Source organism: Aquimarina sp. KJ22-3 (genome assembly GCF_055808215.1).
In genome coordinates, this window is the sequence record NZ_CM147859.1 from 907,147 (window position 1) to 934,129 (window position 26,983).

Below are 26,983 nucleotides of genomic sequence, written 5' to 3' on the forward strand. Positions count from 1 at the left end.
ATTTTAAGAACAAACTCTTTTTAATGTCAAAACTCTTACCAAACCTACCTATTGAAGATCTTACTACTGAAAAAGATTATTTAAATATTATTGATAAAGGAAATCTTATCCGGACTCTTTTAGAGTCTAATATGGACGAATTTGCTGAAATTAAAATGTTTGTATTATACGGTGAATGGGGTAGTGGGAAAAGTACTTTGATGAAGTATCTTAAAAAAGAATTGAAAAATACTTTCAACCCTTTTTTCTTTGAAGCTTGGGAGTTTGAAAGTGATTCCAATCTTTCTTTATCCCTCCTAGAGTTTTTGACAAAAAAAGCGAATCAATTTCTGAGGAATTTGCTAGGGAAATATTAGATATTGGAGGTAGATTGTTAAAAGGGCTTACGAAATCTATTAAAGTTACTGTTCCATTGCCCTTTCTGAGCCCAGAATCAGGAATTAGCATTAAAGCAAAAGAACTTGTTGAGAGTTATGAGAATAAAAGAGAAAAAACATTTATAGAATTAAAGGAAGAGTTTAAAACAGAATTTGTAAGATGGGAAGACCTTACGACAAAAGGAGATGATCAACCAGATTACAATATAATTTTTATTGATGACTTAGATCGTTGCGAACCTGAAAATGTTTTGAACTTATTGTCAGCCTTAAAACTCTTTTTTACTTATGGTAAAAAAACGATTTTCTTTTGTGGTATAGATAAAAAAGCAGTTGAAGAGGCCGTTAAAACTAAGTATGGTGAAGTGGTGAAGTCAAATGAGTACTTAGAAAAGATTTTTGATATTTCTTTTTCAATGCCTAAAGAAAATGAAGTTTTAAAATTAGTTAGAAATTATTTTCCAAGTTCTAAGCCAAAACAGCAAGAAATTGAAGATAATTGGGATAAGTTAATTGCGGACTTTTTTACTGAAATAAAATTTCTTAACCCAAGAAGAATTAAGAAAGTGCTGAATAAGTATCATCTCTTAAGGCATATTAAAACCTCAAAAGAAAGTGGACGTTACTTGGAAGAGCTGCCAAACATTTTTAAGATAGAGAATGATAAGAGTAGTTTTTTTGAAACAATTTTGGTTATTTATTTCATTGTGTTGGAGGAATTTTATCCTGAAAAGTCAAGTGAAATATTGAATATGAATGTGAAAAGAGGTAAATACTTAGAATATATTAGAAAAAGTGACTTAAAAAACTCTTCAATGGAAACATCTGTCAAAAACTATTTTGATAACAACTATGTTCAATTACCACTAAATAAAATAACAGAGAAAATAAATAGTGAATCTAGACGTAATGAATTTATGGGGAATTTTTTCATTTGTTTAGCGCCTAGTCAATTAGAGGCTATGGAAAACTTTCCTTTAGAAATAGGAAGTATTAGATTTCTAATAACTAAATCCGAAACCATTGATTACCTTTTTTTCGATTCTTTCTTAGCAACGCAAAAAAATCATCAGTGACGATTTATTAAGTGATCTTTCCTTGTTGCAAATTAAAAATTCAGTATTAAAATTTCTTTAATGCGCTTCCAGCCAGTCATTACCCAATCCCAAATCTACATCCAAGGGTACTGCAAGTTGATAAGCGCTTTCCATTTCGGTTTTGATCAGTGATTTGATGTCTTCTAACTCTGGTTTGAATACATCAAAAACCAATTCATCATGTACTTGTAATAGCATTTTGGTTTTGTAATTGCCTTCTTTCAACTTTTTATGAATGTTGATCATCGCAATTTTAATGATATCAGCAGCACTACCTTGTATAGGCGCATTTACAGCGTTTCGTTCTGCTGCTCCACGCACAACTGCATTGGCAGAATTGATATCTTTCAAATAGCGACGTCTACCCAATACCGTTTGTACATATCCATTTTCTCGAGCAAAATCAACTTGCTCGCTCATGTAATTGCGAAGTTTAGGGTAGGTTTTGTAATACGTATCAATCAATTCTTTGGCTTCACCACGAGAAAGACTGGTTTGATTACTCAGCCCAAAAGCTGAAACCCCATAGATGATCCCGAAATTTACTGTTTTGGCGTTGCTACGTTGCTCTCTGCTCACTTCGCTAATCGGTACGTTAAATACTCGAGCAGCGGTAGAGGCGTGGATATCTTCTCCATTTCGGAAAGCTTCAATCATCGTTTCTTCTTCACTCAACGCGGCAATAATTCGCAATTCTATCTGAGAGTAATCGGCAGCAAGTAAGGTGTAGTCATCATTTCTGGGAACAAATGCTTTTCGTACTTGTCGACCTCTCTCTGTTCGAATAGGTATGTTTTGCAAGTTAGGATTGTTAGAACTTAATCGCCCAGTGGCAGCAACGGTTTGCATGTAGTCAGTATGAACTCGACCTGTAGTTTCATTAACCTGATTAGGTAAGGCGTCAACATAAGTGCTTTTTAGTTTGGTAAGCCCTCTATAATCTAACACACTTTGGATGATCTCGTGATCCTTGGCTAAATAGGATAAAACATCTTCTGCAGTAGAGTATTGCCCTGTTTTGGTCTTCTTTGGTTTATCTACCAACTTCATTTTTTCAAAAAGAATCACCCCTAGCTGTTTGGGAGAAGCAATATTAAACTCTTCACCAGCAGCTGTATAAATTTTACTTTCCAAAGCTTTGATGTCGTTGTCTAACTCGTTAGAAAGGGATTCCAGGAATTTCTTATCCAGATTGATTCCTTCGATTTCCATATCAGCCAACACGCGTAGTAAAGGAATCTCAATATCTTCAAACAAAGAAACAGTCTTGGCTTCGCTTAATTCTGGAGCGAAGTGTTCTTTTAATTGAAAAGTGATGTCAGCATCTTCAACAGCATATTCGGTTTGTTGATCTACAGGAACCTGTCTAAAGGAAAGCTGATTTTTTCCTTTCTTTCCAATCAACTCGGTTATAGAAACCGGAGTGTAGTTGAGGTACGTTTCAGAAAGTACGTCCATATTGTGTCGCATATCTGGATTGATTAGATAATGCGCCAACATGGTGTCGAATAACTTTCCTTTTACCTCGATATTGTACTTTGCCAGTACTTTGATGTCATATTTTAAGTTCTGTCCAATTTTTGAAATATGCTCGGCTTCAAAAAATGGTCGTAACTCTTCAATTAGTACTTGTGCTTCGTCACGATCTTCTGGGAAAGGGATGTAGAATCCTTTGGTTGCTTCCCAAGAAAAAGCAATTCCTACCAGTTCTGCGACTAAGGGATCCAAACCAGTGGTTTCGGTATCAAAACATACATGCTCTTGTTGTAGCAGATTTTTTAAAAATAATTTCATTGCCATCCCAGGAGCAATACTTTGATAGAAATGTTCTGTGTTGGTAATAGTTTTACGGCTAGACGACGAAGTAGCTTCTGAGCTATCTTCAGTTTCTCCAAATAATGAAAATTGTCCAGCTCCGGCTTGTTTGCTTGATTTTTTTGTAGCTGGAGTTGAAGTGCCTTGGGTAGTTGCAGTTGCTTCTCCTGAAAATATCTTTGTAAACTGATCTTTCAGTCTTCGGAATTCTAACTCTTCAAAGATCTCATGGACTTTTGAACTGTCTGGTTCCGAAAGTTCGTAGTCATCAGCATTGAATGTTACGTCGCAATCAATAATAATCGTGGCTAATTTTTTAGAAAGTAGGCCTAGTTCTGCGTTGGCTTCTACTTTTTCTTTCATTTTTCCTTTTAGTTCATGGGTATTAGCCAATAAACCTTCCATAGAACCATAGGCAGCGATAAACTTTTTGGCTGTTTTGTCACCCACACCCGGTAAACCTGGGATATTATCTACAGCATCACCCATCATTCCTAGATAGTCAATCACCTGTTCTGGGCGTTCTACTTCAAATTTCTTCTGCACCTCTGGGATACCCCATATTTCAATACCATTACCCATTCGAGCCGGACGATACATAAAGATATTTTCAGATACCAATTGTGCATAATCTTTATCGGGGGTCACCATATAGGTTTGATAACCTTCTTTTTCGGCTTGCTTGGCAATGGTTCCAATCAAATCATCCGCTTCAACTCCCGCTTGCTCAATAATTGGAATATGCATCGCTTTTAGGATGTTTTGGATATAAGGAACGGCAATTTTAATTGCCTCAGGGGTTTCATCCCGATTTGCCTTGTACTCCGGGAATATTTCTAAACGATCTCTACTTCCTTCTTTATCAAAAGCAACAGCCAGATGATCCGGTCTTTCTCTTTTGATCACATCAAACAACGAATTCACAAATCCCATAATGGCCGATGTGTCCTGACCCTTGGAGTTCACTCTTGGATTTTTGATAAGAGCATAGTATCCTCTAAAGATAAGGGCATAGGCATCGAGCAGGAAAAGACGTTTTTGTGACATGATAACGAGTTGAAATTTTAGTTACGCAATATAAAAAGAAGATTAATCAAAACGAGACGAAATAGGTAATAAATATAAATAAGAAATGCCGTCAAGAGCTGACGGCATTTCGCCCCAAAATAAAATTGATAACAATGTATCAACTGCTATAAATACGATAGTAGTTTTTTTACTATATGTTTAAGATTTTTAAATTTTTATGCCCCAAAAGGAAATATTGTTCGAATTTACAAATAAATATTTTACTTCCGAAACAATTTATTAAGATTTATCTCATGAATTTACATAATTTATAACGTATAAACGATAATAAAATTGTATTGCGTTAATTTTTACTTAAAAATGACGACATATGAAAAAGGAGAGATAGTTTTGTCTTGTTAATGAATTTAGAATAATATATGCGCTGGTTAATCCTTATTACGATATTTCTTTTGGTCGAAACTTATGCTTTTCAGGCAGTTAAGACACTTTCGAAAAATCAAATTGTTCAAATTATCTATGTGGTCATTTCTTTAGGAATTTTGGCCTATGTGATATATACTTTTGCAAACTATGACCGTAGTGTTGGTCCTACTAAATATTCCTTGAGAGCAAGTGGCTTGTTGTTGCTAACATTGGTCCCAAAAATGATATTGGTGCTTTTTATGTTCGGGGAGGATATCATAAGAGTGTGCGTGGCGGGTTATAATTACCTTACCAATACTTTTTTTGATGGTAATGTAGCTCAATACATGCCGGATAGAAGAAAATTTATAAGTCAAATCGCGTTGGGTGCTGCTGCAATCCCTTTTGCGGGGCTGCTTCATGGGATTTTTAAGGGAAAGTACAATTTTAAAGTAATACGTCATGTATTGCATTTTGACGATTTGCCTTCAGCCTTTGATGGCTTTCGAATTGCGCAAATTTCAGATATTCACTCGGGGAGCTTTGATGATCCGGCCAAAATAGAATACGCGGTAGACTTAATTAATGAACAAGAATCTGATGTTTTGCTCTTTACAGGGGATATTGTGAATACTATGGCCAAAGAGATGGATGATTGGATCGATACTTTTAAAAGAATCAAGAATCCTAAATATGGAAAGTATTCTGTTTTGGGAAATCATGATTATGGAGAATATGTGACCTGGGATAGTGAGGCTGAAAAAGCTGCTAATTTTCAGGCGATAAAAGATATACATACTAAAATCGATTTTAATCTGTTACTTAATGATAGTGCCTTTATCGAAAAAGATGGGGAACGAATAGCGGTAATTGGTGTTGAGAACTGGGGGCATAATTTTAAAAAAGCTGGAGATTTGACCAAGGCATCAGAAAAGGTGTCTAAGGATGATTTTAAGGTGTTGTTGAGTCATGATCCTTCACATTGGGAGCATGAGGTCAAAAAACACGATGATCATTATCACTTAACCTTAAGTGGGCATACTCATGGTTTTCAGTTTGGGATTGAAATCCCTGGTTTTATGAGATGGAGTCCGGTGCAGTATGTGTATAAGCAATGGGCTGGGATGTATAATGAAACAGGACGTTATTTGAATGTAAACAGAGGTTTTGGTTTCCATGCATTCCCAGGAAGAGTAGGGATTTGGCCAGAGATTACTATCATAGAATTAAGAAAAGGTAAAGAAACCGCTTAATTCTGAGAAAATAGTATATTTACGATAGTTTAGCGAGTGGTTATTTACCATGCCATAGCAAATAAAAGTATTGAACATGTCAAAGTTTGGAGAAATAATTGATATTGATGTTCCGGTTCTATTGGATTTCTATACCGAATGGAATGAACCTTCTATTGCCATGCACCCTGTGCTTAAGGATGTAGCTGCAGCAATGGGGGATAAAGGGAAAGTAATCAAAATCGATGTTGATAAAAACGAAGAGCTTGCAACTGCTTTGCGAATTAAAGGACTACCTACCTTGATGATTTATAAAGGAGGTGAAATGGTTTGGAGACAAAGTGGTGAGCAGGATGCAAACACTTTAATCGGCCTGATGAAAGAGTACGTCTAAGGCTGGATACTTTTAAAAGAATATCCTTTTTCTGAAAAATGATCGAGTACCTTCGGTAATACTTCATATAAGTTTTTTGAAGCTTTTATACTATCATGAAATACTAGGATACTTCCTTCCTCTGTATGCTTAATGATGTTTTGTAAGCAAATTTCAGGAGCTATTTTTTGTTCCCAGTCTTTGGATAAAACATCCCACATTACAATCTGATATCCCAATTTCTGTAAGGCTTTGTATTTGATGGGGCTAATCTGTCCATATGGTGGTCTGAATAATTGCTTAGAGATAGACTGATTCAGGGTTTTTTCTATAATGTTCTTGCAGTCATGTGTGTTTGAGAGATATTCTTTGGTATTGGTTTTCCATGCTTTTAGGTGATTCATGGTATGATTGCCAATAACATGACCTTCAGAAATGATTTGGCGAGCTATGTTGGGATGTTTTTTTACATTATCACCAATACAGAAAAATGTTGCTTTAGCATGGTACTCTTTTAAACAGGACAAAACAAATTCGGTAACTTCTGGAATGGGTCCGTCGTCAAAAGTGAGATAAAGCGTGTGTTTATCTTTATGTTTTAAATCCCAGGTATAGGAGGGGAATAGTTTTTTAAGTATTCGTGGAGTTTTATAAGGGATGGGGGTTAAAGACATATTCTACTCAAATCTCTGGTACATACTAAATAAAAAAGGCTCTCCGTAGAGAGCCTGTCATTATGTTGTTATTCTTGTGTAGCCTCCAACGAATCTATCGTTGTGCTATCTTGATTTGGAAGTTCTTTTCTCAGATCCTCTTCTTGCTTTCTAAGTAGTTCATCAGGATCATCATATTCTTCATCTGAAGAGTATAGTCTGGTAAACAACCTTAAATAGTTATTAAATTCTTCAGCCTTTTCTTCGATTAACTCACGATCTTGGTTAATTAGCAGTAAATCTACCACACTGCGGTAGCGTTCTACACTAGTGACAATATCCTCTGCATATTGGTATTGTTCTTTCAGCGTCAAACTACCAAAATAAGTGAGTTGTTCCTGGTATTTTTTGGCAACTTTATGCCAAAGTTCACGAGCTTTTTCTTTTTCTCCTACCTCGTAATATCCAGTTATATATGCCTCAAGTAATGTGTAATACTCGTAGTATTCGATAGGCATTTTATCCATAGCCAGATCCATCACTTCTTTTGCTTTGTCTTTTTTACCTTCGGTAATCAAAGCTTCTACCAACCTGGCTAAATTACTTCTATACGTGATTGCATTTTTTCTGGTTTCTGGATCGTGATAAATATTAGGGTCATTGCTATTCCCCCAATCCCAGCTCATTACATTTTTATACATCAGATCAGTGTCGATTCTACCCATGTCAAATGGGTTTCGACGATCCACCTTAGTGCGTATTGGTACCAATTTAAAGGTAACCCCATCCAACTGAAGATAATCCTTCATCCATAAGAAGTCATCGTCCCCATAGCTTCCGCCGGTAAAATATATAGGACGTTCCCAATTGTTATTAGCGATGATGTCAAGCATTAACAATCTGTTTTTGAACAGCAGATCACCTTTTAAATGAATATCGATATATGGAACGATAAGATCGGCATCTTTTTGAGCAACAATACCGCTACGCAACACAGCTTCTTTGTCTACAGGGATTCTAATATGTTTGGTAGGGAAAGTGTTTACCTTTTTACCACTTTGTAAATCTCCCTTAGTTCTTGGGTCATCAGTCTCAATCCAACGCATCCAATTTTTAATAAGCATGGTGTCATTAGTCACTGGTTTGTAGTAGATGGCATCATTGTTTCCCCATGCATAAAAATCATGTTCTAATTGAGAAGGGATTGGTTTACTATCATATGCTGCTTTTTTCATCTGATCAATATACCAGTCTGTGGCAAATAAGCTAGTGTTTACTGTTCGTACGTCGGTACGATATCCTTCGATATCTTGTGCGTACCACAAGGCAAAAGTGTCATTATCTCCAATGGTAAATAGAATAGCGTCTTCCTGGCAAGATTGTAAATACATCTTGGCCATTGCTTGCGCGGTGTATCGATTAGAACGATCGTGATCATCCCAGTTTTGGGATGCCAAAACTACAGGAACAGCAAGTAAACAAACTGCTGTAATTACTGGAGCTACAATTTTTGGAGTGATATATTTTTTCAAAAGATCAAATAAGGCGTATACTCCAAATCCAATCCAAATCGCAAATACGTAAAAAGATCCAACAAGGGCATAATCTCTTTCTCTAGGTTCAAAAGGTCTTTCGTTGAGGTATACTTTTAATGCTAATCCTGTAAAGAGGAAGAAAATCAGCAATACCCAGAAATACTTTTTGTCACGTTGCGCCATAAATACAAATCCTATAAGTCCCAAAAGTAGTGGTAAGAAATAATAGGTGTTACGGGCTTTGTTTTTTAACGCATCTGTTGGTAGGTTGTCCTGTGATCCCAGGTGCATCTCGTCTATAAATTTGATACCACTAAGCCAGTTTCCTTCCAAATTGGTAAGATTACCTTGATTGTCATCTTGCCTTCCAACAAAATTCCACATAAAATATCGCCAGTACATATATCCCATTTGGTAATCAAACATATAATATACATTATCCCAAAAGCCTGGTTTTTCTACATCAATATAGTTACCAAACGATTGTAAAAACTTATTATAGTCTTCGTTGTCTAATTTCCCCTGGGCATAATCCCTTCTGAATTTAGTAACATGATTTAATAATTCATCTTCGTCTTGATATTCGGGTTTTATCGTAAATCGTAAGGGTCCGGTAAAGTCCATATAATTTGCAATATGCTCGGTACTCCACATTCGCGGTAGGATGGACTTATGGGCGTCATCAAGATTTTGCTTGGCATTTTTCCAGTCGTTTACGATAATATATTTTCCTGACTTTAGGTCTTTCTCATACTTTGGTTTGTCGTCTTCGTATGGATTATCTTCGTCCAGTTGCGCATAGATTTCAGAAAACTGTGGTCCGTAAAAGAGATGCGTTTCGGGATATTGTTCCAGATTATAGTATGCCAGAAGCTCTCTGGCATTATTAGGGTTGTTTTCGTTGATTACCGTTCCTGCATTGGCACGAATAGGTAGCATGATCCAACTTGAGAATCCAACCAAAATAAATACTACACACAGTAATAAGGTATTTAATTGTGTATATGCTTTTTTACGGGTATATCGAATGCCGTAGTAGAATGCTGCAATAATAACTAGTCCAGCTATAATTGTTCCAGAGTTAAAGGGTAAACCAATTGAGTTTACAAAGAATACTTCTGCTGCACCAAAGAATTTTAGTGTCGAAGGAAGTAATAATTTAAATATGAATAAAAGAATAGCAACTACCACTATATTGGCAATCACAAAGTTTTTGATCGTAATTTCTTTGTAGTTTTTGAAATAGTACAACAAACCTATGGCTGGAATAGATAAAAGTCCCATAAAGTGCACTCCAAAGGATAATCCAACGATAAAAGAGATAAGAATCAACCATTTGTCGCCTCGAGGTTGGTGCATATCTCGTTCCCATAATAATCCGAGGTAAAAAAGAACAGCTAATATACAGGTGGCCATGGCATATACCTCGGCCTCAACAGCATTAAACCAAAAACTATCAGTAAATGTAAATGCTAGAGATCCTACAATACCACTACCTAATACAGCAATGGCCTTGCTTTTGGTGAATTCTTCGTCTTTTACAATAATCTTTTTAACAAGGATAGTAATTGACCAAAACATAAATAAAATGGTAAAGGCACTTGCAAAAGCAGAGGTAAGGTTTACCATTAGGGCGATTTGCGTTACATCAGAAGCAAAAATACTTGCAAAAGCTCCAATCATCTGAAATAAAGGTGCTCCTGGCGGGTGCCCAACTTGTAATTTTGAAGAGGTCGCAATGTATTCTCCTGCATCCCAAAAACTAGCGGTTGGCTCTACAGTTAGCGAATAGACGCATAGAGCAATGGCAAAAATGGCCCATCCCACTATTTTATTCCACTTTTTAAAGTTGAATTTGTTCATATGATTGTATGGTTATGTAACGTGTGGCGAATTTAGTAATAAAAATACTTTCCCCTTGTTTTTTTTAGTAAACGCTTAACAGAAGTTTATATTTTTAAAGACGTGGATGGAAATAAAAAGTGACATTACTTTAATTTTTTTGATAAAAATATTTGCAGAGGAAAAAGAATGTATTAAATTTGCACCCGCAATCACGGTATTGGTCTATGGTGTAACTGGCAACACGTCTGATTTTGGTTCAGAAGAGTCTAGGTTCGAGCCCTAGTAGACCAACAACAAAAAGAACTACTTGATCAAGTAGTTCTTTTTTTATTTTATGCTAAAAATATACTGCGAGAAGTTTATGCCGAATGAGGAACGAATTGAGGTGAGCCCTAGTAGACCAACTAAAATTTGAAGGCATTAGATTTAATCTAATTCCTTCTTTTTTTGTAACAACAAAAAGACGTTCTACTCCTGCAGCAGGAGTAAAGCATCATACTGACAATATCTATTCTTAATCGTTTTCAACAGTAAAAGTTCTTGAAGTTAAGGTGACACCACCTCCGAAGACTTGTACATAAAAACCACTTGAGTTTGAAGATACTCTTGGGAAATTAAGACCAAATTCATCAAATACTCCGTCATTAGGTGTGTTCGTAACAGAATCATACACTCTCGATCCTTTTTTTAATTGAATGGTAACCGTAGAAGAAGAAATAGCAGTGTCATCCCATTCTGCCCTAAATCTATTTCGCTCTACCAAGTCGGTAAAGTTGTAACCTACACTCTCATAAACGGCACAGACTTCATTGGTGCCATTACAATTATAGTTTCCTAAGTCGTTAGATCCGAAACCTCTCAAATCTATATTGCTAACGCCAGCATCTTGTGTTAATGTTACTTTTAAGCTAGTCAAGGGAATGTGTATAGGAGATGGAGCAATAGAGCTTCCGTTTAGAGTTATGTCTGATGGAGTGATTTGTATAGTGCCAGAATCAGGAATAGTTCTCTCAATTCGCACAGTATTACTGTAATTATTGGCTGCGACCAGCTGACACGTTATTTCTACAACATTAGTAGAGGTTTTTTGAATGTTTACGAATATGCTAGGGACATTGTTTGGATATCCTCCGGCTCCACTACCAGGCGTATGCAAATTAAATGCAATGAGTTCAGAAATAGGGAAGCCTGTTGGTGTAGTTACATTTTGGGTAATGTCGTAATTAAAAGATAAGGATATTGGATCTCCATTAACTCCAGCATTAACTTCATTATTAGTAAAAACAGCTAAAGGATCTCTTCCTGCAATATTAACGCCGTATAAATTCCTGCCAGAGTTAGTTATTCCTGAAGGTGCGTTGGATTGCCAGGTTAAACTAGAAGTCTTGCTAATAATAGAGATAGTTTCGTTGGGGTTAATTTCGTTTTCTAAGTCTTTGTTACAGCTTGCGAAAAGGAAAAGGATTGCAAGAATGTTCCAGGTAATAAAAAATGACTTTTTCATTGAGATAAGGTTTTAAGAATTAAACTTTTAGAGTATTAAAAATTACGAAAAATTACCTGTTAAAATTGCTTGGTAATATAACCTTTACGATAGCTTAACAAGCTTAGTTGAAAGAGAGATTTACGCTGAACGTCAGCTGAAGGGAGTCCTGGTTGACAACAAAAGTGTGCTACGATAAGTTGATGTCAAAGGTGGAATGAAAATATTCCTTCAATTAGAAATTCACTTATATTTGAGTATTCCAAATGACAAAGTAATAGTTACTTACAAATCTGAAATGCAGAACAAAAGAAATAGTATCACGCTACTTATTTTGATGTGTCTATGTTTGAATTTAAATTATGGACAAATCGAATTTGGTATAGCTTTTAATACGATTAACACTAACAACAAGAATTGGCGATTAAAGCAAAAAAAGAAACTGTATTCGAGTGGGAGGACAATGCATACGTATTCTTATGATTATGAAGGGGAGTATTTAGAGACTTATACATCAGGATCAGCAGTTCTTCGTTATGTCTATGACAATACTAAGAATAAGGTTACTTCTCATTTTGTCAAAAAAAATGGAGAGCTCAAATCGTCCATGAAAAAGATCTTATTCGAAGAAGGACTACCGTCTAGTATTGGCTTTAGAAAGAACTTTAAGAACTACGATATAAAAATGCAGTTTTTAGAAGGGAGATGGATTGGCTTTCAAGATAAAAATAGTGAGCAGCGATTTGAGATAAAATATGATGGGAAAAGAGTAATTAGCGCAACAATGATAGTTCCTATAGTTGGCCCTGAGAATGTATACCTAAAATACGAGTACACCTTTAACTGGAATAATAACAGGCTGGAGGATGTTATTATTAAAAAAGTAAGGTCTCAAAAATCAGGAAACACTTCAAATATGGCCAAAGATGTTAAAGTGAAATATACTTATAACTCGGCAAATCAACTTGTAGAAATTAAGGCGTTACCTTTATTTAGATATACTTTTGCTTATGACGAAAATGGCAATGTAGCCGAAAGCATTGAGCATGTTGGCAGGGATCATTTTGTATATGAATGGGAAAAAGGTAGGAGTAACACTTCTGTGCTTCTGAATGATTACTTCAACTGGTTAAAAAACCCTCTTATTTTGCCTTTCTCACTTTAAATCAAGGAGCTTAAATTATCTAAGAATAAAAAGAACTATCTTAATTAGATAGTCCCTTTCGTTTTCTGTTGAAAAATGATATGTTTTACGGTAGAATTTTAAAGGTAATGACAGGTCTTTTGGCATGATTCACTACATCTTCACCTAGACTACCATTAATAAAGTGAGATAGTCCTTTTCGGCCATGCGTGCTAATACCAATCATACCTGCATTAACAGAGCCAGCAAAATTGAATATCCCTTTTTCTACGGTGATATCATTGTATATATTGAGCGTGTAATTTTCGATCCCAAGACCAGCGATCATTTTATTCATTTTCTCTTCGGTTTCGTAGGTGGTTTTAAAACCGTTGGCAGTATTTACCCATACCAAATGTAAATTAGCAGCTATGGATTTTGCAAAATCGTTGGCCGCAACCAAGCAATCTCTATCCTCGTCGTCAAAGTTTGTGGCGTATACAAAATCATTAATTTCAAATAATTGACACTCTTCTTTGATGACCAAAACAGGTTTTTTTGAAGTTCTAACTACTTTTTCGGCATTAGAACCGATAAACAATTCTTCAAAGCCGGTAGATCCGTGAGATCCCATAACGATGATGTCTACATTATTTTTCTCGCTAGCTTCATTAATGCCAGTATGGATATCTTCAAAACTTACCGTTTCGATTACTTCTATGTCTTTTAGGTACTCTTTTTCCATTAGCTCTTCAAACTTGCTATGTGCCTGTTTCATGAAAAAAACTGCCTCAGGAGCAGCGGCCGGTGCACCTGTAGACATAAGGTCTGTTAGATGCATTGGGAGCTCCAGTATATGTAGTAGGTAAATAGAAGCGTTGTTCTTTTTTGCAATTTGAGCAGCTACTTTGAGCGCGCTCTCCGCTTGGCTCGAAAAATCCGTGGGTACAAGTATATTTTTAATCATAATACAGCGTTTTTTGAAATGTGTTATTGTTACTTTCTAAACATCAGAAATGATGAACCATTCTTTTGATACTCCTTTTGTGGGGTAGATAGGATTTAATTGATTAAACCTTGGGGCACGATATAGGTAATTGGATATCTTAAATTTACGAATAAATTCATTGTTTGACATATTTTGTATCTAAGATATTATTGTTATCTTTGCACCGTTGAAATTAAAAAACCAGGTTGAGGGGACGAAAAGTCCCCTCTTTTTATCTATTTATGTCATTAAAAGACAAGGTTCATAGTTTGTTAGAAGAGGCGTTGAAAGAACATACGTCTCTGTTTTTGATTGATTGCAAAATTCATCCTGATAATAGTATTGAAATTATTATTGATGGAGATCAAGGGGTGAAGGTAGAAGATTGTATTGCCATAAGCCGTGCAATCGAACATAATCTGGATAGAGAAGAAGAAGATTTTTCTCTTCAGGTAATGTCTGCCGGAGTTTCAGAATCCTTGAAACACATTCGCCAGTACAAAAAGAATGTGGGGAGAAAGCTCAAAGTTAAAACCGAAAATCAAACCGTAGAGGGAGAATTGATTTCAGCTACCGAGAATGCTATAAAGCTTACCTGGAAAACCAGGGAGCCTAAACCTGTGGGTAAGGGTAAAGTAACGGTAACCAAAGAGGCTGATATAGCCTACCAAGAGATTGTAGAAGCAAAAGTTATGATAACATTTTAATTATAATATTGATATGGAAAATATCGCATTAATAGAATCATTTTCAGAATTTAAAGATGATAAACTTATAGATCGTGTTACGCTAATGGCGATCTTAGAAGATGTGTTTAGAAATGCCTTAAAGAAGAAGTTTGGTAGTGATGACAATTTCGATATCATTATTAATCCCGATAAAGGGGATTTAGAGATTTGGAGAAACCGAATCGTGGTTGGAGATGGAGAAGTAGAAGATAGTAATCAGGAAATATCTCTAACTGAGGCGAGAAAGATTGAGCCGGATTTTGAGGTGGGTGAAGATGTGTCTGAAGAAGTGAAGTTAATCGATTTAGGAAGGCGTTCTATTTTGGCATTGCGTCAAAATTTGATTTCCAAAATCCATGAGCACGATAATACAAATGTATATAAGCAGTTCAAAGAATTAGAAGGAGAGATTTATACTGCAGAGGTTCATCATATTCGTCATAGAGCAATTATTATGTTGGACGACGAAGGAAATGAAATTATTTTACCAAAAGACAGACAGATTCCTTCTGATTTTTTCAGAAAAGGAGAAAATGTAAGAGGAGTAATAGAATCTGTAGAGCTGAAAGGAAATAAGCCTGCGATCATCATGTCAAGAACATCTCCTTTGTTTCTTGAAAAACTTTTCGAATCAGAAATTCCAGAAGTATTTGATGGTTTGATTACGGTAAAGAAAGTGGTAAGAATCCCAGGAGAAAAAGCAAAAGTTGCTGTAGATTCTTATGATGATAGAATTGATCCTGTTGGAGCATGTGTGGGGATGAAAGGATCAAGAATACACGGGATTGTAAGAGAACTAGGGAATGAGAATATAGATGTAATTAATTATACAAATAACTTACAACTATTTATTACAAGAGCATTAAGTCCGGCAAGAGTTACTTCGATCAAAATTGATGAAGAAACGAATAGAGCCGAGGTGATGCTAAGACCAGAAGAGGTGTCTAAGGCTATCGGTAGAGGTGGTCATAATATTCGCTTGGCTGGTCAATTAACAGGTTTTGAAATAGATGTGTTTAGAGAAGGTGTAGAAGAGGATGTAGAGCTTACTGAATTTTCTGACGAAATTGATTCTTGGATTATTGAAGAATTTTCTAAAATCGGATTGGATACTGCAAAAAGTATCCTAGAACAAGATGTATCAGATCTTGTGAAACGTACTGACTTAGAGGAAGAGACTGTAAGTGAGGTGATTAGAATATTAAAATCAGAATTTGAGGATTAATAAACACAATTAATTTATATTTGAGCATAAAATAAAAGGCATTTATGGCTGAAGCAAAAACAATGAGGTTAAATAAGGTACTACGCGAATTCAATATCTCGCTTGATCGGGCTGTTGACTTTTTGAATTCAAAAGGTCACGAGATAGATGCGCGTCCTACCACAAAAATTTCTCCGGATATTTACCAACTTCTGTTTGATGAATTTCAAACAGATAAGAGTAAAAAGGTAGCTTCAAAAGAAGTAGGAGAAGAAAAAAGAAAAGAGAAAGAGGCGTTACGTGTGCAGATTGAAAATGAGCAGGAAGAAAAACGTAAGCTTGCAGAAGCGCGCGAAGTTGTAAAAGCCAAAGCTCAAATTAGCGGCCCTAAACAAGTAGGGAAAATCGAATTAGGGAACAAAAAAGCCGAAACACCACAGCCCGAGAAGAAGGTGGAAGAGGCTCCTAAAAAAGAAGAAGTTAAGCCTTCAAAACCAGAAAAGGTTTCAAATAGACCCGAGAAAAAGGGGATAAAAATCATGAAGCAGGCGCCTCCAAAACCCAAAGAAAAGGTAGAGGAAGCAAAGCCAGCAAAAGTGGTAGAAGAAAAGAAACCTGAGGTAGAAGCAAAAACTGAAACCTCTGGAGCACCAGAAAAGGTGAAAACGCAGTATAAAAAGTTAGATGGACCTAATTTTACAGGTCAGAAAATCGATCTTACACAGTTTAAAAAGCCTGCGAAAAAGAAAGAGGATAAAAATCAAAAAGATAACGCCGGAGATCAAAAGAAACGCAGAAGGAGAATTAGTAAAGAAGGAGGCGGATTTCAGAACAACGGTGGAAAAGGCGGAAACCAGCAAGGTGGTGGAAGAAATAACAATAACAGAGGGCGTGGAAAAGCCAAAAGACCTCCTATTGTTAAAGAAGAGCCTAGCGAAGAAGAAGTGCAAAAGCAGGTTAGAGAAACCTTGGAGAAGCTACAAGGGAAATCTAATAAATCTAAAGCAGCAAAATATCGTAGAGATAAAAGAGATCAGCACCGTCAGAAAGCTGAGGATAACGTAGCACAACAGGAGCAAGAAAGCAAAGTGCTTAAGGTAACCGAGTTTGTTACGGTTTCTGAAGTAGCAACGATGATGAATGTGTCTACAACCGAGGTGATTTCTGCTTGTATGGCTTTAGGTATCATGGTTACCATGAACCAGCGTCTTGATGCAGAAACGCTATCGATAGTAGCAGACGAGTTTGGATATGAAGTAAACTTCGTAACCGCTGATATCGAAGAAGCGATAGAAGAGATAGAGGACAAACCAGAAGATCTTTTGAATCGTGCGCCGATTGTAACAGTAATGGGTCACGTAGATCATGGTAAGACGTCTTTACTGGATTATATTCGAAAAGAAAATGTAATCGCCGGAGAAAGTGGAGGTATTACGCAGCACATTGGTGCTTATGGAGTACAGCTTGAAAGCGGACAAAAGATTGCGTTTTTAGATACACCGGGTCACGAAGCCTTTACGGCGATGCGTGCTCGTGGTGCACAAGTAACGGATTTAGCAATTATTGTAATTGCTGCCGATGATGATGTGATGCCGCAAACCAAAGAAGCTATTAGTCACGCACAAGCGGCAGGAGTGCCTATTGTATTTGCAATTAATAAGGTAGATAAGCCAACTGCAAATCCTGATAAAATTAAAGAAGCACTTGCAAGTATGAATTTGCTAGTTGAAGATTGGGGTGGAAAAATTCAATCCCATGATATTTCAGCAAAAACAGGGCTAGGTGTTAATGAATTATTGGAAAAGGTATTGTTGGAAGCTGAAATTCTAGAGCTAAAAGCGAATCCTAACCGATTAGCTACAGGTACGGTGGTTGAAGCATTCCTGGATAAAGGTAGAGGATATGTGTCTACTATCTTGGTGCAAAACGGTACGTTGAAAGTTGGAGACTACGTTTTAGCCGGAAAGAATAGTGGTAAAGTAAAAGCAATGCACGATGAGCGTGGTAACGCTGTGAAAGCAGCAGGGCCATCAACACCAGTATCTATTTTGGGTCTGGACGGCGCACCACAGGCGGGAGATAAATTTAATGTGCTGGAAGATGAGCGCGAAGCTAAAGATATTGCTTCAAAACGTGCACAGTTGCATAGAGAACAATCAGTAAGAACGCAACGTCATATTACGCTTGATGAGATCGGAAGACGAATCGCGTTAGGAGACTTCAAAGAATTAAACATTATCCTGAAAGGAGATGTGGATGGTTCTGTAGAAGCACTTACAGATTCGTTCCAGAAATTATCTACAGAAGAAATTCATGTAAACATTATACATAAAGCCGTTGGAGCGATTACAGAAAGTGATGTACTTCTTGCTTCGGCTTCAGATGCGATTATTATCGGATTTAATGTGAGACCTGCAGGAAATGCGAGAACAGTTGCTGATAAAGAAGAAATCGATATCAGAACGTATTCGATCATCTATGATGCGATTAATGATCTTAAAGATGCGATGGAAGGAATGTTGTCTCCTGTAATGAAAGAAGAAGTTACGGGTACGGCAGAGATTCGAGAAACCTTCAAGATTTCCAAAGTGGGTACCATTGCAGGATGTATGGTGCAGAATGGTAAAATCTATCGCAATTCTGGAATTCGATTAATCCGTGAAGGTGTAGTAGTATATACTGGAGAGCTTGCTTCGTTAAAACGTTTCAAAGATGACGTAAAAGAGGTAGGTAAAGGATATGATTGTGGATTACAGGTGAAGAATTACAACGATATCAAGATCGGAGATGTGATTGAAGCGTATCAAGAAGTTGCCGTGAAGAAGAAGTTGTAAGAAACGATAACAATATATAATAAAAAAACCTCTGTGAAAACAGAGGTTTTTTTATTATGTGATATTTTGAATTTATTTGTTGACAGGAGCTTTTTGCTTTCCAGGAATAAACTCAAAGGCGCTAGGGAACTCTTTTCTGATTTCTCGTAGTGCTTTGTCTTTTTCTAGTTTGGTTTTATAATTACCAATCCAAACTTTATAATTTGGAGTCTCCCAACGAATAGATGCGTCCCATTGTGGGAAGGTCTCTTTGGCTTTTCTTAGAATTTCATTGGCTTTGTTCAGATTGCCATTGTATAGTTGTACTTTGTATCTATCGCTAAAATCACCATCTTTCTCCATTTTGGATTTGATAGCCAAAAGGGTTTGGATTTTAGGATCTTGATTAATGGTAACTGTAGCTTCTGGTTGTTCTGTGATACCTACTTGTACAAAATCACCATTATTTTGGTTTTCAACGGTTGGATTTGGGTTATTTTGAGCCATCAAAGTTGATATCCCAATTAGATGAAAACTGATTAAAAAACTACAACGTTTTAGGTTTAACATTCTCATTACAAATTAATTTAGTACAAAGGTAAAGTTTAATAACTCAAAATTGTCAAAAAATATTATTTAGAATTATTATAAATTAGTAGTTAACGCTTCTCTAACATTTCCAAAATCGACTTAATATAGTACTTTTGTCGTCGAATTAAAAATGGAGGTTTTGTGTATTTTTTTAAAGATACTAGAGAAAAAACCATACCAAAATTACGACGATAATTCTACTTGATAATATGAAACAGGTGAAACACCGAAATTCAGCCTCTAAAATCCTAATCCTAGGAACTGTTTTTTTATTTACTTTTTTGAATCCTGTATTTGGACAGGATGAAGCTGCGGCTGATACTGCTGCTGCCACTGAAGCTGCGTCTGGAGGAGATGTAGCCAAAGGAGAAGAGTTGTTTAAATCTTTATGTGCAGCATGTCATAAAAGATATAAGAAAATGACGGGTCCTGCTCTTTTTGGAGTTGCGGATAAGTACGACAGAGAATGGATTTATTCTTGGGTAAAAAATAGTGCAGCAATGATCGCGGCAGGTGATCCACAAGCGGTAGCTATTTATGAAGAGTATAATAAAACTGCGATGAATGCTTTTCCGCAGTTGTCGAATACTGATATCGATAACATTTTGGCGTATGTAATGGTGCCAAAAGCAGATCCACCTGTAACTGTTGCTGGTGGAGGTGCTGCTACAACTGGAGAAACAGGATCAGGAGTGTCAACGGATGTGATCTTAGGTATCTTGGCATTGGTATTTGCAATGCTAATGGTAGTGCTTTACCTGGTAAACAAGACATTAAGAAGTTTTGCTGAAGCGAATAATGTGGAGCTTGTAGTTAGTGAACCAAGAACTCCAATATGGAAAGCTTTTATTCAAAATCAGTTCTTAGTATTAGTTACTGCGATCTTCTTACTGTTAGCAAGTGGATACTTTGTGTATGGATACTTTATGCAGGTAGGTATAGATCAGGGATATGCTCCGATACAACCTATCCATTATTCGCATAGAATCCATGCTGGAGAAAACCAAATAGAGTGTAAGTATTGTCACTCTTCTGCTAGAGTATCTAAGCATTCTGGAATTCCTTCGCTAAATGTTTGTATGAACTGTCACAAGTCAATTAGTGAGGTTGCAGAAACTACAGCTACTGAAGATTATTCTAAAGAATTCTATGACGGTGAAATCAAGAAGCTTTACAAAGCAGTAGGGTGGGATGAAGCTAGTCAATCATATACTGGTAAGACTGAACCTGTAAAATGGGTTCGTATTCATAACCTTCCAGATTTTGCATATTTCAATCACTCACAACACGTAAGCGTTGCAGGTGTAGAATGTCAGACCTGTCACGGTCCTGTAGAAGAAATGGAGATTATGTATCAGCATGCTCCACTAACCATGGGATGGTGTATCAATTGTCACAGAGAAACTAATGTACAAGTGGCAGATAATAAGTACTATGAAAAGATCCACAAAGAACTTTCTAAGAAGTATGGTGTAGACAAGTTAACAGCTGCACAAATGGGAGGTTTAGAATGTGGTAAATGTCACTATTAAAAAAAGAGTCGGGTAAATACCGAATTAAGTAAGAAGCTAATATCAATTATATATGTCATCAAACAAGAAATACTGGAAAAGTGTTGAAGAGCTAAACGAAAATAGCTCTATTGTTGAGACGCTACAACAAAACGAATTCGTACAGGAAATCCCTACGGATGAGTTTTTAGGAGATAAATCATCTTTAGAGAGTTCTTCGACTACGCGTCGAGACTTTCTTAAATATGTAGGGTTCAGTACAGCGGCTGCTACTTTGGCTGCGTGTGAGGGACCTGTAAAAAAATCAATTCCTTACGTAGTGCAGCCAGAACGAATCGTTCCTGGTGTTGCGAACTACTATGCAACTACAATTGCAGATGGTTTTGATTTTGCTAGTGTTTTGATCAAAACCAGAGAAGGTAGACCTATTAAAGTAGAGAACAATAATCTTGCTGCTTCAAACGGAGATGCAAATGCAAGGGTAAATGCTTCGGTGTTATCGTTGTATGATAGTTCTCGTCTTCAAGGGCCTAAGAAAGGTGGAGAAGATATTAGCTGGGAAACTTTGGATAAAGAAGTTGGAGCAAAGTTGAACTCGTTAGGTGGTAAACAAATTGTACTACTTACACAAACTTTCGCAAGTCCTTCTACTTCAAAGTTAATTTCAGAATTTAAAGCAAAATACCAAAATGTTAATCATGTAGTGTATGATGCAGTATCAGAAAGCGAAGCTTTGGATGCGTATCAAATGATGTATGGAGAAAGAGCATTGGCAGATTACGATTTTGGTAAAGTAGATACTATAGTAAGTGTTGGTGCTGATTTTCTTGGAGATTGGCAAGGTGGTGGTTATGATAGTGGTTATGCTCATGGGCGTGTTCCTAAAAACGGGAAAATGTCTAAGCATATCCAGTTCGAATCAAACATGTCGCTTACTGGTGCAAATGCAGATAAAAGAGTTCCTGTTACTCCATCACAACAAAAACAAGTGCTATCAGCATTGTATGCTTATGTGACTGGTTCAGGTTCAAAAAGCTCATTAGATGCTGATTTGGATGCTCAAGTAGTAAAAGCTGCAAAGAGTATTCAAAAAGCAGGAAGAAATGCAGTTGTAGTTAGTGGTATCCAGGATGTGGATGCACAATTAGTTGTTTTAGCGATCAATAAGGCAATTAATAGCAAAGCGTTTAATGAGAGTACTCCGCGTACGATACGTCAAGGTAATGCCAAGGCGGTTTCACAGTTGGTGAAAGATATGAACGCAGGTCGTGTAGGAGCACTTTTAATAGCAGGAGTTAATCCAGCATATACGTTACCTAACGCAGCTGAGTTTAAATCAGGTCTGGAGAAAGTAGATCTTTCAGTAGGATTTAGTATGCACGATGATGAAACAGCTTCATTGTGTACCTATATAGCTACTACCCCTCATTACTTAGAGTCTTGGGGAGATGTAGAAATGAAAAAAGGAAGCTATAGTCTAACGCAACCAACGATCAGACCGTTGTTTGATACTAGACAGTTCCAGGAAACTTTATTGAAGTGGACAGGGAATACAGCTTCTTACCATGATTATATCAAAAGTGCATGGACTGGTATTTTGGGAGGAAGCTCTTGGAGCCAGGCATTGCATGATGGAGTGTTGGTTGCACCAGCACTTCCAAAACAAGAATTGGTAGATGCTATCGCAGCTCCAGAAGGAGATGTGGTAGAAGGTGAAGAAGCACCAGTAACTGCTGGACCAGACGTTGATGCCGCGGCAAGAAGATTGTCGATAGCAAAAGCTAACGGTATGGAGCTTATTTTGTATACCAAAACTGCAATGGGAGATGGGCAGCAAGCAAGTAACCCATGGTTGCAGGAAATGCCAGATCCAATTACAAGAGCATCTTGGGATAACTATTTAACAGTTTCTCGTGCAGATGCAGAGCAATTAGGATTAACCAACGAAAACGAAGCTAATGGGGCCTTAAATGGAAGTTATGCAAAAGTAACTGTTGGAGGGGCAGAGGCTGTTGTGCCAGTGATCATTCAACCAGGTCAGGCAAAAGGTTCTGTTGGATTAGCATTAGGATACGGAAAAACTAAAGGTCTTAAGGAAGAAATGATGGTCGGGGTAAATGCATATCCTTTCTATCAAAACCTTAATGCTGTACAAGAAGTGTCTGTAGTTGCTGCAGAAGGTGTGCACGAGTTTGCTTGTGTACAGTTGCATAATACACTAATGGGTCGTGGAGATATTGTAAAAGAAACGACTTTAGAAATATTCAATACTAAGGATAAGCATGTTTGGAATGCGATTCCTGAAGTAAGTAAAAATCACATCGAGTACGAAGTGACTTCTCCAGAAGTAGATCTTTGGGATGAATTTGATCGTTCTGTAGGACATCATTTTAATCTTTCAATAGACTTAAATGCTTGTACAGGTTGTGGAGCTTGTGTGATTGCTTGTCATGCAGAAAACAACGTTCCTGTAGTAGGGAAGTCAGAAGTGCGTAGATCTCGTGATATGCACTGGTTACGTATCGACCGTTATTATTCTTCTCAAGATAGCTTCGAAAGTGATAATGAGAAGAAAGATAATATCGCTGGTCTAGGAAGTTCATTGTCTGAGTTTGGAGAAATGGAAAGTGCTTCAGATAATCCTCAGGTAGTATTCCAGCCAGTAATGTGTCAGCATTGTAATCATGCTCCTTGTGAGACTGTATGTCCGGTAGCGGCAACTTCTCACGGTAGACAAGGTCAGAATCATATGGCCTATAACCGTTGTGTAGGAACAAGATATTGTGCAAATAACTGTCCATACAAAGTGCGTAGATTCAACTGGTTCTTGTATAACAACAACGACGAGTTTGACTACAATATGAATAATGACTTAGGAAGAATGGTGATTAACCCAGATGTAACAGTACGTTCTAGAGGGGTTATGGAAAAATGTTCTATGTGTATTCAAATGACACAGAAGACCATTTTGGATGCCAAGAGAGAAGGTAGAATGGTGAAGGATGGAGAATTCCAGACTGCATGTTCTGCGGCTTGTTCTTCTGGAGCAATGGTATTTGGAGATATCAACGATAAGGATAGTAAAGTAGCTAAGCTTAAAGAAGATAATCGTATGTATCACTTACTTGAGCATGTAGGTACAAAACCTAACGTGATGTATCAAACGAAAGTAAGAAATACTACTGAAGCCTAATTAATTAAAATAAAGAATCAATTCAATTATAAAGGATTATGTCTCATTACGAAGCACCTATAAGAAAACCTTTAGTAACTGGTGATAAAACATATCACGATGTAACTGTAGATGTGGCTGCACCAGTTGAAGGTAAAGCAAACAAATCTTGGTGGATCGTGTTTTCGATCGCTCTTTTTGCTTTCCTTTGGGGAATAGGTTGTATAATTTATACCATATCCACAGGTATTGGAGTCTGGGGATTAAACAAAACCGTAGGATGGGCCTGGGATATTACCAACTTCGTTTGGTGGGTAGGTATTGGTCACGCAGGAACCCTGATCTCGGCAGTATTATTGTTATTCCGCCAGAAATGGAGAATGGCGATTAACCGTTCTGCAGAAGCGATGACGATCTTCTCGGTAATTCAGGCAGGTTTATTCCCAATCATTCACATGGGACGTCCATGGTTAGCATATTGGGTATTACCTATTCCTAACCAATTTGGATCACTATGGGTAAACTTTAACTCTCCGCTACTTTGGGATGTATTTGCGATTTCGACCTATCTTTCTGTATCATTGGTGTTCTGGTGGACAGGATTGTTACCTGACTTTGCAATGATTAGAGATAGAGCAATCACTCCTTTTAATAAAAAGATATACGGATTATTGTCATTCGGATGGAGTGGAAGAGCAAAAGACTGGCAACGTTTTGAAGAAGTATCATTGGTACTTGCTGGTTTGGCAACACCACTTGTACTTTCTGTACACACGATTGTATCTTTTGACTTTGCTACTTCGGTAATTCCTGGTTGGCATACCACGATCTTCCCACCTTATTTCGTTGCGGGAGCGATTTTCTCAGGATTCGCAATGGTAAATACACTTCTTATCATCATGAGAAAAGTGTCTAACCTAGAAGACTATATTACTATCCAGCACATCGAATTGATGAACATTGTAATTATGATTACAGGTTCTATCGTAGGTGTGGCATATATTACAGAGTTATTTATTGCTTGGTATTCTGGTGTAGAATACGAACAGTATGCATTCTTAAACAGGGCAACTGGTCCTTACTGGTGGGCGTATTGGGCAATGATGAGTTGTAATGTATTCTCTCCACAGTTTATGTGGTTCCCAAAATTGAGAAGAAGTATCATGTTCTCTTTCATTATCTCTATAGTTGTAAATATAGGAATGTGGTTTGAGCGTTTTGTGATTATTGTAACTTCTCTACACAGAGATTATTTACCATCATCTTGGACAATGTTCTCTCCAACGTTTGTAGATATTGGAATCTTTATTGGTACTATTGGATTCTTCTTTGTATTGTTCTTATTGTATGCGCGTACATTCCCAGTTATTGCACAGGCAGAGGTAAAAACAATATTGAAATCTTCTGGAGAGAAATATAAGAAGTTAAGAGAAGCAGGAATTGATCACAGAGATGAGCTTCCTAAAGTAAAAGCTACAGTAACTGAAGAAGAAGCAGAAGCTACAACAGAAAAAGTTGAAGCTAGCGAAGAAGATATTAATAGCTTATTGAGCAATCTAGGTACTTTTGACCCGGAGACTCAACAAGCAGACGATCTTAAAAAAGTAAATGGTATCGGACCCGTAATGGAAAAGAAGCTTAACCAAATAGGAATCTTTACATTCGATCAGGTTAGTAAAATGACCGCTACCGAATATGATTTATTAGATAGTATTACAGGGTCTTTCCCAGGAAGAGCACAACGCGACGATTGGGCAGGTCAGGCCGCAAAACTTAAAAATAACTAGAAGTATGGCATCAAAAGTTATACATGCATTATATACAGATGATGATGTCCTAATGGACGCTGTAAAAAAAGTTCGTTCAGAGCATTATCATATTGAAGAGGTGTATTGCCCTTTTCCAGTTCACGGGTTGGATAAAGCAATGGGACTACCTCATACACGTTTAGCCATTACTGCATTTATGTATGGTTGTGTGGGATTAACAGTTGCAATTACGATGATGAATTATATCATGATCGAAGATTGGCCACAAAATATTGGAGGTAAGCCTAGTTTTAGTTTTATCGAGAACATGCCTGCTTTTGTTCCAATTATGTTTGAGCTTACCGTATTTTTTGCAGCTCACTTAATGGTAATTACTTTTTATATGAGAAGTAAGTTATGGCCATTTAAAGAAGCAGAAAATCCTGATGTAAGAACTACAGACGACCATTTCTTGATGGAAGTAGATGCAGGACATCATGATGTGAATGCATTGACCAGCTTATTGACAGATACTGGGGCGGTAGAAATTAAAGTAATTGATAAGGAAGAAGATAACCATTAATACTAATGAAGAATACTATAAAAATATTAGTAGCAGTAGCAACAGTGATTAGTGTTGTGTCTTGCCAAAAAGACTCCAGACCTAATTATCAGTATATGCCGAATATGTATGAGTCTGTAGGTTATGAAACCTATGGAGAATACAAGGTGTTCCCCGGAGAACAGGAAGCGATGTTACCTGCAGAAGGATCTGTGCCAAGAGGATGGATGCCTTACGAGCTAGAGAATTCTAATGCTGGTTATCAAATGGCTAAAGATTCCTTGAAGAACCCTATCCGTTATACGGTAGAAAATCAGGAAAAAGGAAAAGAGTTGTATGATATTTATTGTGCAGTTTGTCATGGTAAGAAAGGTGATGGAAAAGGAATTCTGGTACAAAGAGAAAAAATACTTGGGGTTCCAAGTTATGATGATGCAGGAAGAGCGATTACCGAAGGTAGTATCTATCACGTGATGTATTACGGAATTAATTCTATGGGATCTTATGCATCTCAGACTAGTGAACATGAAAGATGGCAGATTGTTCAATACGTAGAGAAGCTTAAAGCCGATTTAGAAGGAAAAACAGCTCGTATTGATGCAGATGTTGCTGAAGCTACTCCGGTTGTTGTAGAAGAAGCTCACGAATCAACAGAAGAACACAACGCAGCACACTAGTGCTATTATTTAAAGTTAAGAA

The 26,983-nt window shown here is 37.0% G+C and carries 19 protein-coding genes and 1 tRNA gene; 14 read left to right on the top strand and 6 right to left on the bottom strand.

Translation table 11 applies throughout. The features are described from left to right. Nucleotides 1-23 precede the first annotated feature (23 nt). Together AC0L3Q_RS03800 and AC0L3Q_RS03805 are read left to right on the top strand one after the other, a co-directional pair. On the top strand, nucleotides 24-356 hold the full coding sequence (locus AC0L3Q_RS03800) for a P-loop NTPase fold protein (protein ID WP_473285276.1): 333 nt from the start codon (nucleotides 24-26) through the stop codon (nucleotides 354-356). Between the two features lie 14 nt (nucleotides 357-370). Continuing rightward, nucleotides 371-1,453, top strand: a complete 1,083-nt coding sequence (locus tag AC0L3Q_RS03805; protein WP_473285278.1) for a KAP family P-loop NTPase fold protein — start codon at nucleotides 371-373, stop codon at nucleotides 1,451-1,453. Nucleotides 1,454-1,510: 57 nt separating this feature from the next. Here the strand turns inward: AC0L3Q_RS03805 and polA are convergent, their stop codons facing one another. Continuing rightward, nucleotides 1,511-4,339: a DNA polymerase I gene (polA, locus tag AC0L3Q_RS03810; RefSeq protein ID WP_473287047.1), complete on the bottom strand. Its 2,829-nt coding sequence runs from the start codon at nucleotides 4,337-4,339 to the stop codon at nucleotides 1,511-1,513. Between the two features lie 398 nt (nucleotides 4,340-4,737). On the opposite strand from polA, the gene AC0L3Q_RS03815 reads away from it, so the two are divergent. Further along, nucleotides 4,738-5,976, top strand: coding sequence for a metallophosphoesterase (locus AC0L3Q_RS03815; RefSeq protein WP_473285280.1), 1,239 nt, complete (start codon nucleotides 4,738-4,740; stop codon nucleotides 5,974-5,976). Between the two features lie 70 nt (nucleotides 5,977-6,046). Then, nucleotides 6,047-6,349 (top strand): thioredoxin family protein, encoded by a 303-nt coding sequence (locus AC0L3Q_RS03820; RefSeq protein WP_342039425.1) that lies wholly within the window; start codon nucleotides 6,047-6,049, stop codon nucleotides 6,347-6,349. On the opposite strand, the gene AC0L3Q_RS03825 is transcribed toward AC0L3Q_RS03820, so the two are convergent. Continuing rightward, the gene (locus tag AC0L3Q_RS03825; RefSeq protein WP_473285282.1) at nucleotides 6,346-7,002 is read right to left on the bottom strand and encodes a polysaccharide deacetylase family protein; all 657 of its coding nucleotides are present in this window, start codon (nucleotides 7,000-7,002) and stop codon (nucleotides 6,346-6,348) included. The genes AC0L3Q_RS03820 and AC0L3Q_RS03825 overlap by 4 nt on opposite strands. Before the next feature lie 68 nt (nucleotides 7,003-7,070). Then, on the bottom strand, nucleotides 7,071-10,379 hold the full coding sequence (locus AC0L3Q_RS03830; RefSeq protein ID WP_473285284.1) for a glycosyltransferase family 117 protein: 3,309 nt from the start codon (nucleotides 10,377-10,379) through the stop codon (nucleotides 7,071-7,073). Between the two features lie 200 nt (nucleotides 10,380-10,579). On the opposite strand from AC0L3Q_RS03830, the gene AC0L3Q_RS03835 reads away from it, so the two are divergent. Continuing rightward, nucleotides 10,580-10,652, top strand: a tRNA-Gln gene (locus tag AC0L3Q_RS03835). A gap of 223 nt (nucleotides 10,653-10,875) precedes the next feature. On the opposite strand, the gene AC0L3Q_RS03840 is transcribed toward AC0L3Q_RS03835, so the two are convergent. After that, entirely contained in the window at nucleotides 10,876-11,865 is a 990-nt protein-coding gene (locus AC0L3Q_RS03840; RefSeq protein WP_473285286.1) for a hypothetical protein, read from the bottom strand. 196 nt (nucleotides 11,866-12,061) lie between these two features. On the opposite strand from AC0L3Q_RS03840, the gene AC0L3Q_RS03845 reads away from it, so the two are divergent. Beyond that, nucleotides 12,062-13,009, top strand: coding sequence for a hypothetical protein (locus AC0L3Q_RS03845; protein WP_473285288.1), 948 nt, complete (start codon nucleotides 12,062-12,064; stop codon nucleotides 13,007-13,009). Between the two features lie 85 nt (nucleotides 13,010-13,094). On the opposite strand, the gene AC0L3Q_RS03850 is transcribed toward AC0L3Q_RS03845, so the two are convergent. Then, a complete protein-coding gene (locus AC0L3Q_RS03850) occupies nucleotides 13,095-13,934 on the bottom strand; it encodes a universal stress protein (RefSeq protein WP_473285290.1) in 840 nt (279 codons plus the stop codon). A 263-nt stretch (nucleotides 13,935-14,197) separates the two neighbouring features. On the opposite strand from AC0L3Q_RS03850, the gene rimP reads away from it, so the two are divergent. Genes rimP through infB form a run of 3 tightly spaced genes read left to right on the top strand, consistent with a single transcriptional unit; the run spans nucleotide 14,198 to nucleotide 18,721 of the window. Further along, nucleotides 14,198-14,662 (top strand): ribosome assembly cofactor RimP, encoded by a 465-nt coding sequence (gene rimP, locus AC0L3Q_RS03855; RefSeq protein WP_473285292.1) that lies wholly within the window; start codon nucleotides 14,198-14,200, stop codon nucleotides 14,660-14,662. 13 nt (nucleotides 14,663-14,675) lie between these two features. Next, nucleotides 14,676-15,908 (top strand): transcription termination factor NusA, encoded by a 1,233-nt coding sequence (nusA, locus tag AC0L3Q_RS03860; RefSeq protein WP_473285294.1) that lies wholly within the window; start codon nucleotides 14,676-14,678, stop codon nucleotides 15,906-15,908. 44 nt (nucleotides 15,909-15,952) lie between these two features. Next, on the top strand, nucleotides 15,953-18,721 hold the full coding sequence (gene infB / locus AC0L3Q_RS03865; RefSeq protein WP_473285296.1) for a translation initiation factor IF-2: 2,769 nt from the start codon (nucleotides 15,953-15,955) through the stop codon (nucleotides 18,719-18,721). Between the two features lie 72 nt (nucleotides 18,722-18,793). Here infB and AC0L3Q_RS03870 read toward each other — a convergent pair whose 3' ends face one another. After that, complete coding sequence (locus tag AC0L3Q_RS03870) at nucleotides 18,794-19,276, bottom strand: SPOR domain-containing protein (RefSeq protein ID WP_139241950.1); 483 nt, start codon at nucleotides 19,274-19,276, stop codon at nucleotides 18,794-18,796. A 224-nt stretch (nucleotides 19,277-19,500) separates the two neighbouring features. On the opposite strand from AC0L3Q_RS03870, the gene AC0L3Q_RS03875 reads away from it, so the two are divergent. From AC0L3Q_RS03875 to AC0L3Q_RS03895, 5 genes are read left to right on the top strand one after another with little or no spacing between them, the layout of a single operon-like run. Beyond that, nucleotides 19,501-20,823, top strand: coding sequence for a c-type cytochrome (locus AC0L3Q_RS03875; protein WP_473285298.1), 1,323 nt, complete (start codon nucleotides 19,501-19,503; stop codon nucleotides 20,821-20,823). A 52-nt stretch (nucleotides 20,824-20,875) separates the two neighbouring features. Beyond that, nucleotides 20,876-23,995: a TAT-variant-translocated molybdopterin oxidoreductase gene (locus tag AC0L3Q_RS03880; RefSeq protein WP_473285300.1), complete on the top strand. Its 3,120-nt coding sequence runs from the start codon at nucleotides 20,876-20,878 to the stop codon at nucleotides 23,993-23,995. A 35-nt stretch (nucleotides 23,996-24,030) separates the two neighbouring features. After that, nucleotides 24,031-25,761 carry an NrfD/PsrC family molybdoenzyme membrane anchor subunit gene (nrfD, locus tag AC0L3Q_RS03885; protein ID WP_473287049.1) on the top strand — a complete coding sequence of 577 codons (1,731 nt, stop codon included), beginning with the start codon at nucleotides 24,031-24,033 and terminating at the stop codon, nucleotides 25,759-25,761. 4 nt (nucleotides 25,762-25,765) lie between these two features. Then, nucleotides 25,766-26,305: a DUF3341 domain-containing protein gene (locus tag AC0L3Q_RS03890; protein WP_073315649.1), complete on the top strand. Its 540-nt coding sequence runs from the start codon at nucleotides 25,766-25,768 to the stop codon at nucleotides 26,303-26,305. Between the two features lie 5 nt (nucleotides 26,306-26,310). After that, complete coding sequence (locus tag AC0L3Q_RS03895) at nucleotides 26,311-26,961, top strand: c-type cytochrome (protein WP_473285303.1); 651 nt, start codon at nucleotides 26,311-26,313, stop codon at nucleotides 26,959-26,961. Nucleotides 26,962-26,983 lie beyond the last annotated feature (22 nt).

What these genes read in the sequence shown, in the direction of transcription:
- AC0L3Q_RS03800 (WP_473285276.1), top strand. Translation starts at nt 24, where the DNA reads ATGTCAAAACTCTTACCAAACCTACCTATTGAAGATCTTACTACTGAA.
- AC0L3Q_RS03815 (WP_473285280.1), top strand. Translation starts at nt 4,738, where the DNA reads ATGCGCTGGTTAATCCTTATTACGATATTTCTTTTGGTCGAAACTTAT.
- AC0L3Q_RS03825 (WP_473285282.1), bottom strand. Translation starts at nt 7,002, where the DNA reads ATGTCTTTAACCCCCATCCCTTATAAAACTCCACGAATACTTAAAAAA.
- AC0L3Q_RS03830 (WP_473285284.1), bottom strand. Translation starts at nt 10,379, where the DNA reads ATGAACAAATTCAACTTTAAAAAGTGGAATAAAATAGTGGGATGGGCC.
- AC0L3Q_RS03840 (WP_473285286.1), bottom strand. Translation starts at nt 11,865, where the DNA reads ATGAAAAAGTCATTTTTTATTACCTGGAACATTCTTGCAATCCTTTTC.
- AC0L3Q_RS03845 (WP_473285288.1), top strand. Translation starts at nt 12,062, where the DNA reads ATGAAAATATTCCTTCAATTAGAAATTCACTTATATTTGAGTATTCCA.
- AC0L3Q_RS03850 (WP_473285290.1), bottom strand. Translation starts at nt 13,934, where the DNA reads ATGATTAAAAATATACTTGTACCCACGGATTTTTCGAGCCAAGCGGAG.
- rimP (WP_473285292.1), top strand. Translation starts at nt 14,198, where the DNA reads ATGTCATTAAAAGACAAGGTTCATAGTTTGTTAGAAGAGGCGTTGAAA.
- nusA (WP_473285294.1), top strand. Translation starts at nt 14,676, where the DNA reads ATGGAAAATATCGCATTAATAGAATCATTTTCAGAATTTAAAGATGAT.
- infB (WP_473285296.1), top strand. Translation starts at nt 15,953, where the DNA reads ATGGCTGAAGCAAAAACAATGAGGTTAAATAAGGTACTACGCGAATTC.
- AC0L3Q_RS03870 (WP_139241950.1), bottom strand. Translation starts at nt 19,276, where the DNA reads ATGAGAATGTTAAACCTAAAACGTTGTAGTTTTTTAATCAGTTTTCAT.
- AC0L3Q_RS03875 (WP_473285298.1), top strand. Translation starts at nt 19,501, where the DNA reads ATGAAACAGGTGAAACACCGAAATTCAGCCTCTAAAATCCTAATCCTA.
- AC0L3Q_RS03880 (WP_473285300.1), top strand. Translation starts at nt 20,876, where the DNA reads ATGTCATCAAACAAGAAATACTGGAAAAGTGTTGAAGAGCTAAACGAA.
- AC0L3Q_RS03890 (WP_073315649.1), top strand. Translation starts at nt 25,766, where the DNA reads ATGGCATCAAAAGTTATACATGCATTATATACAGATGATGATGTCCTA.
- AC0L3Q_RS03895 (WP_473285303.1), top strand. Translation starts at nt 26,311, where the DNA reads ATGAAGAATACTATAAAAATATTAGTAGCAGTAGCAACAGTGATTAGT.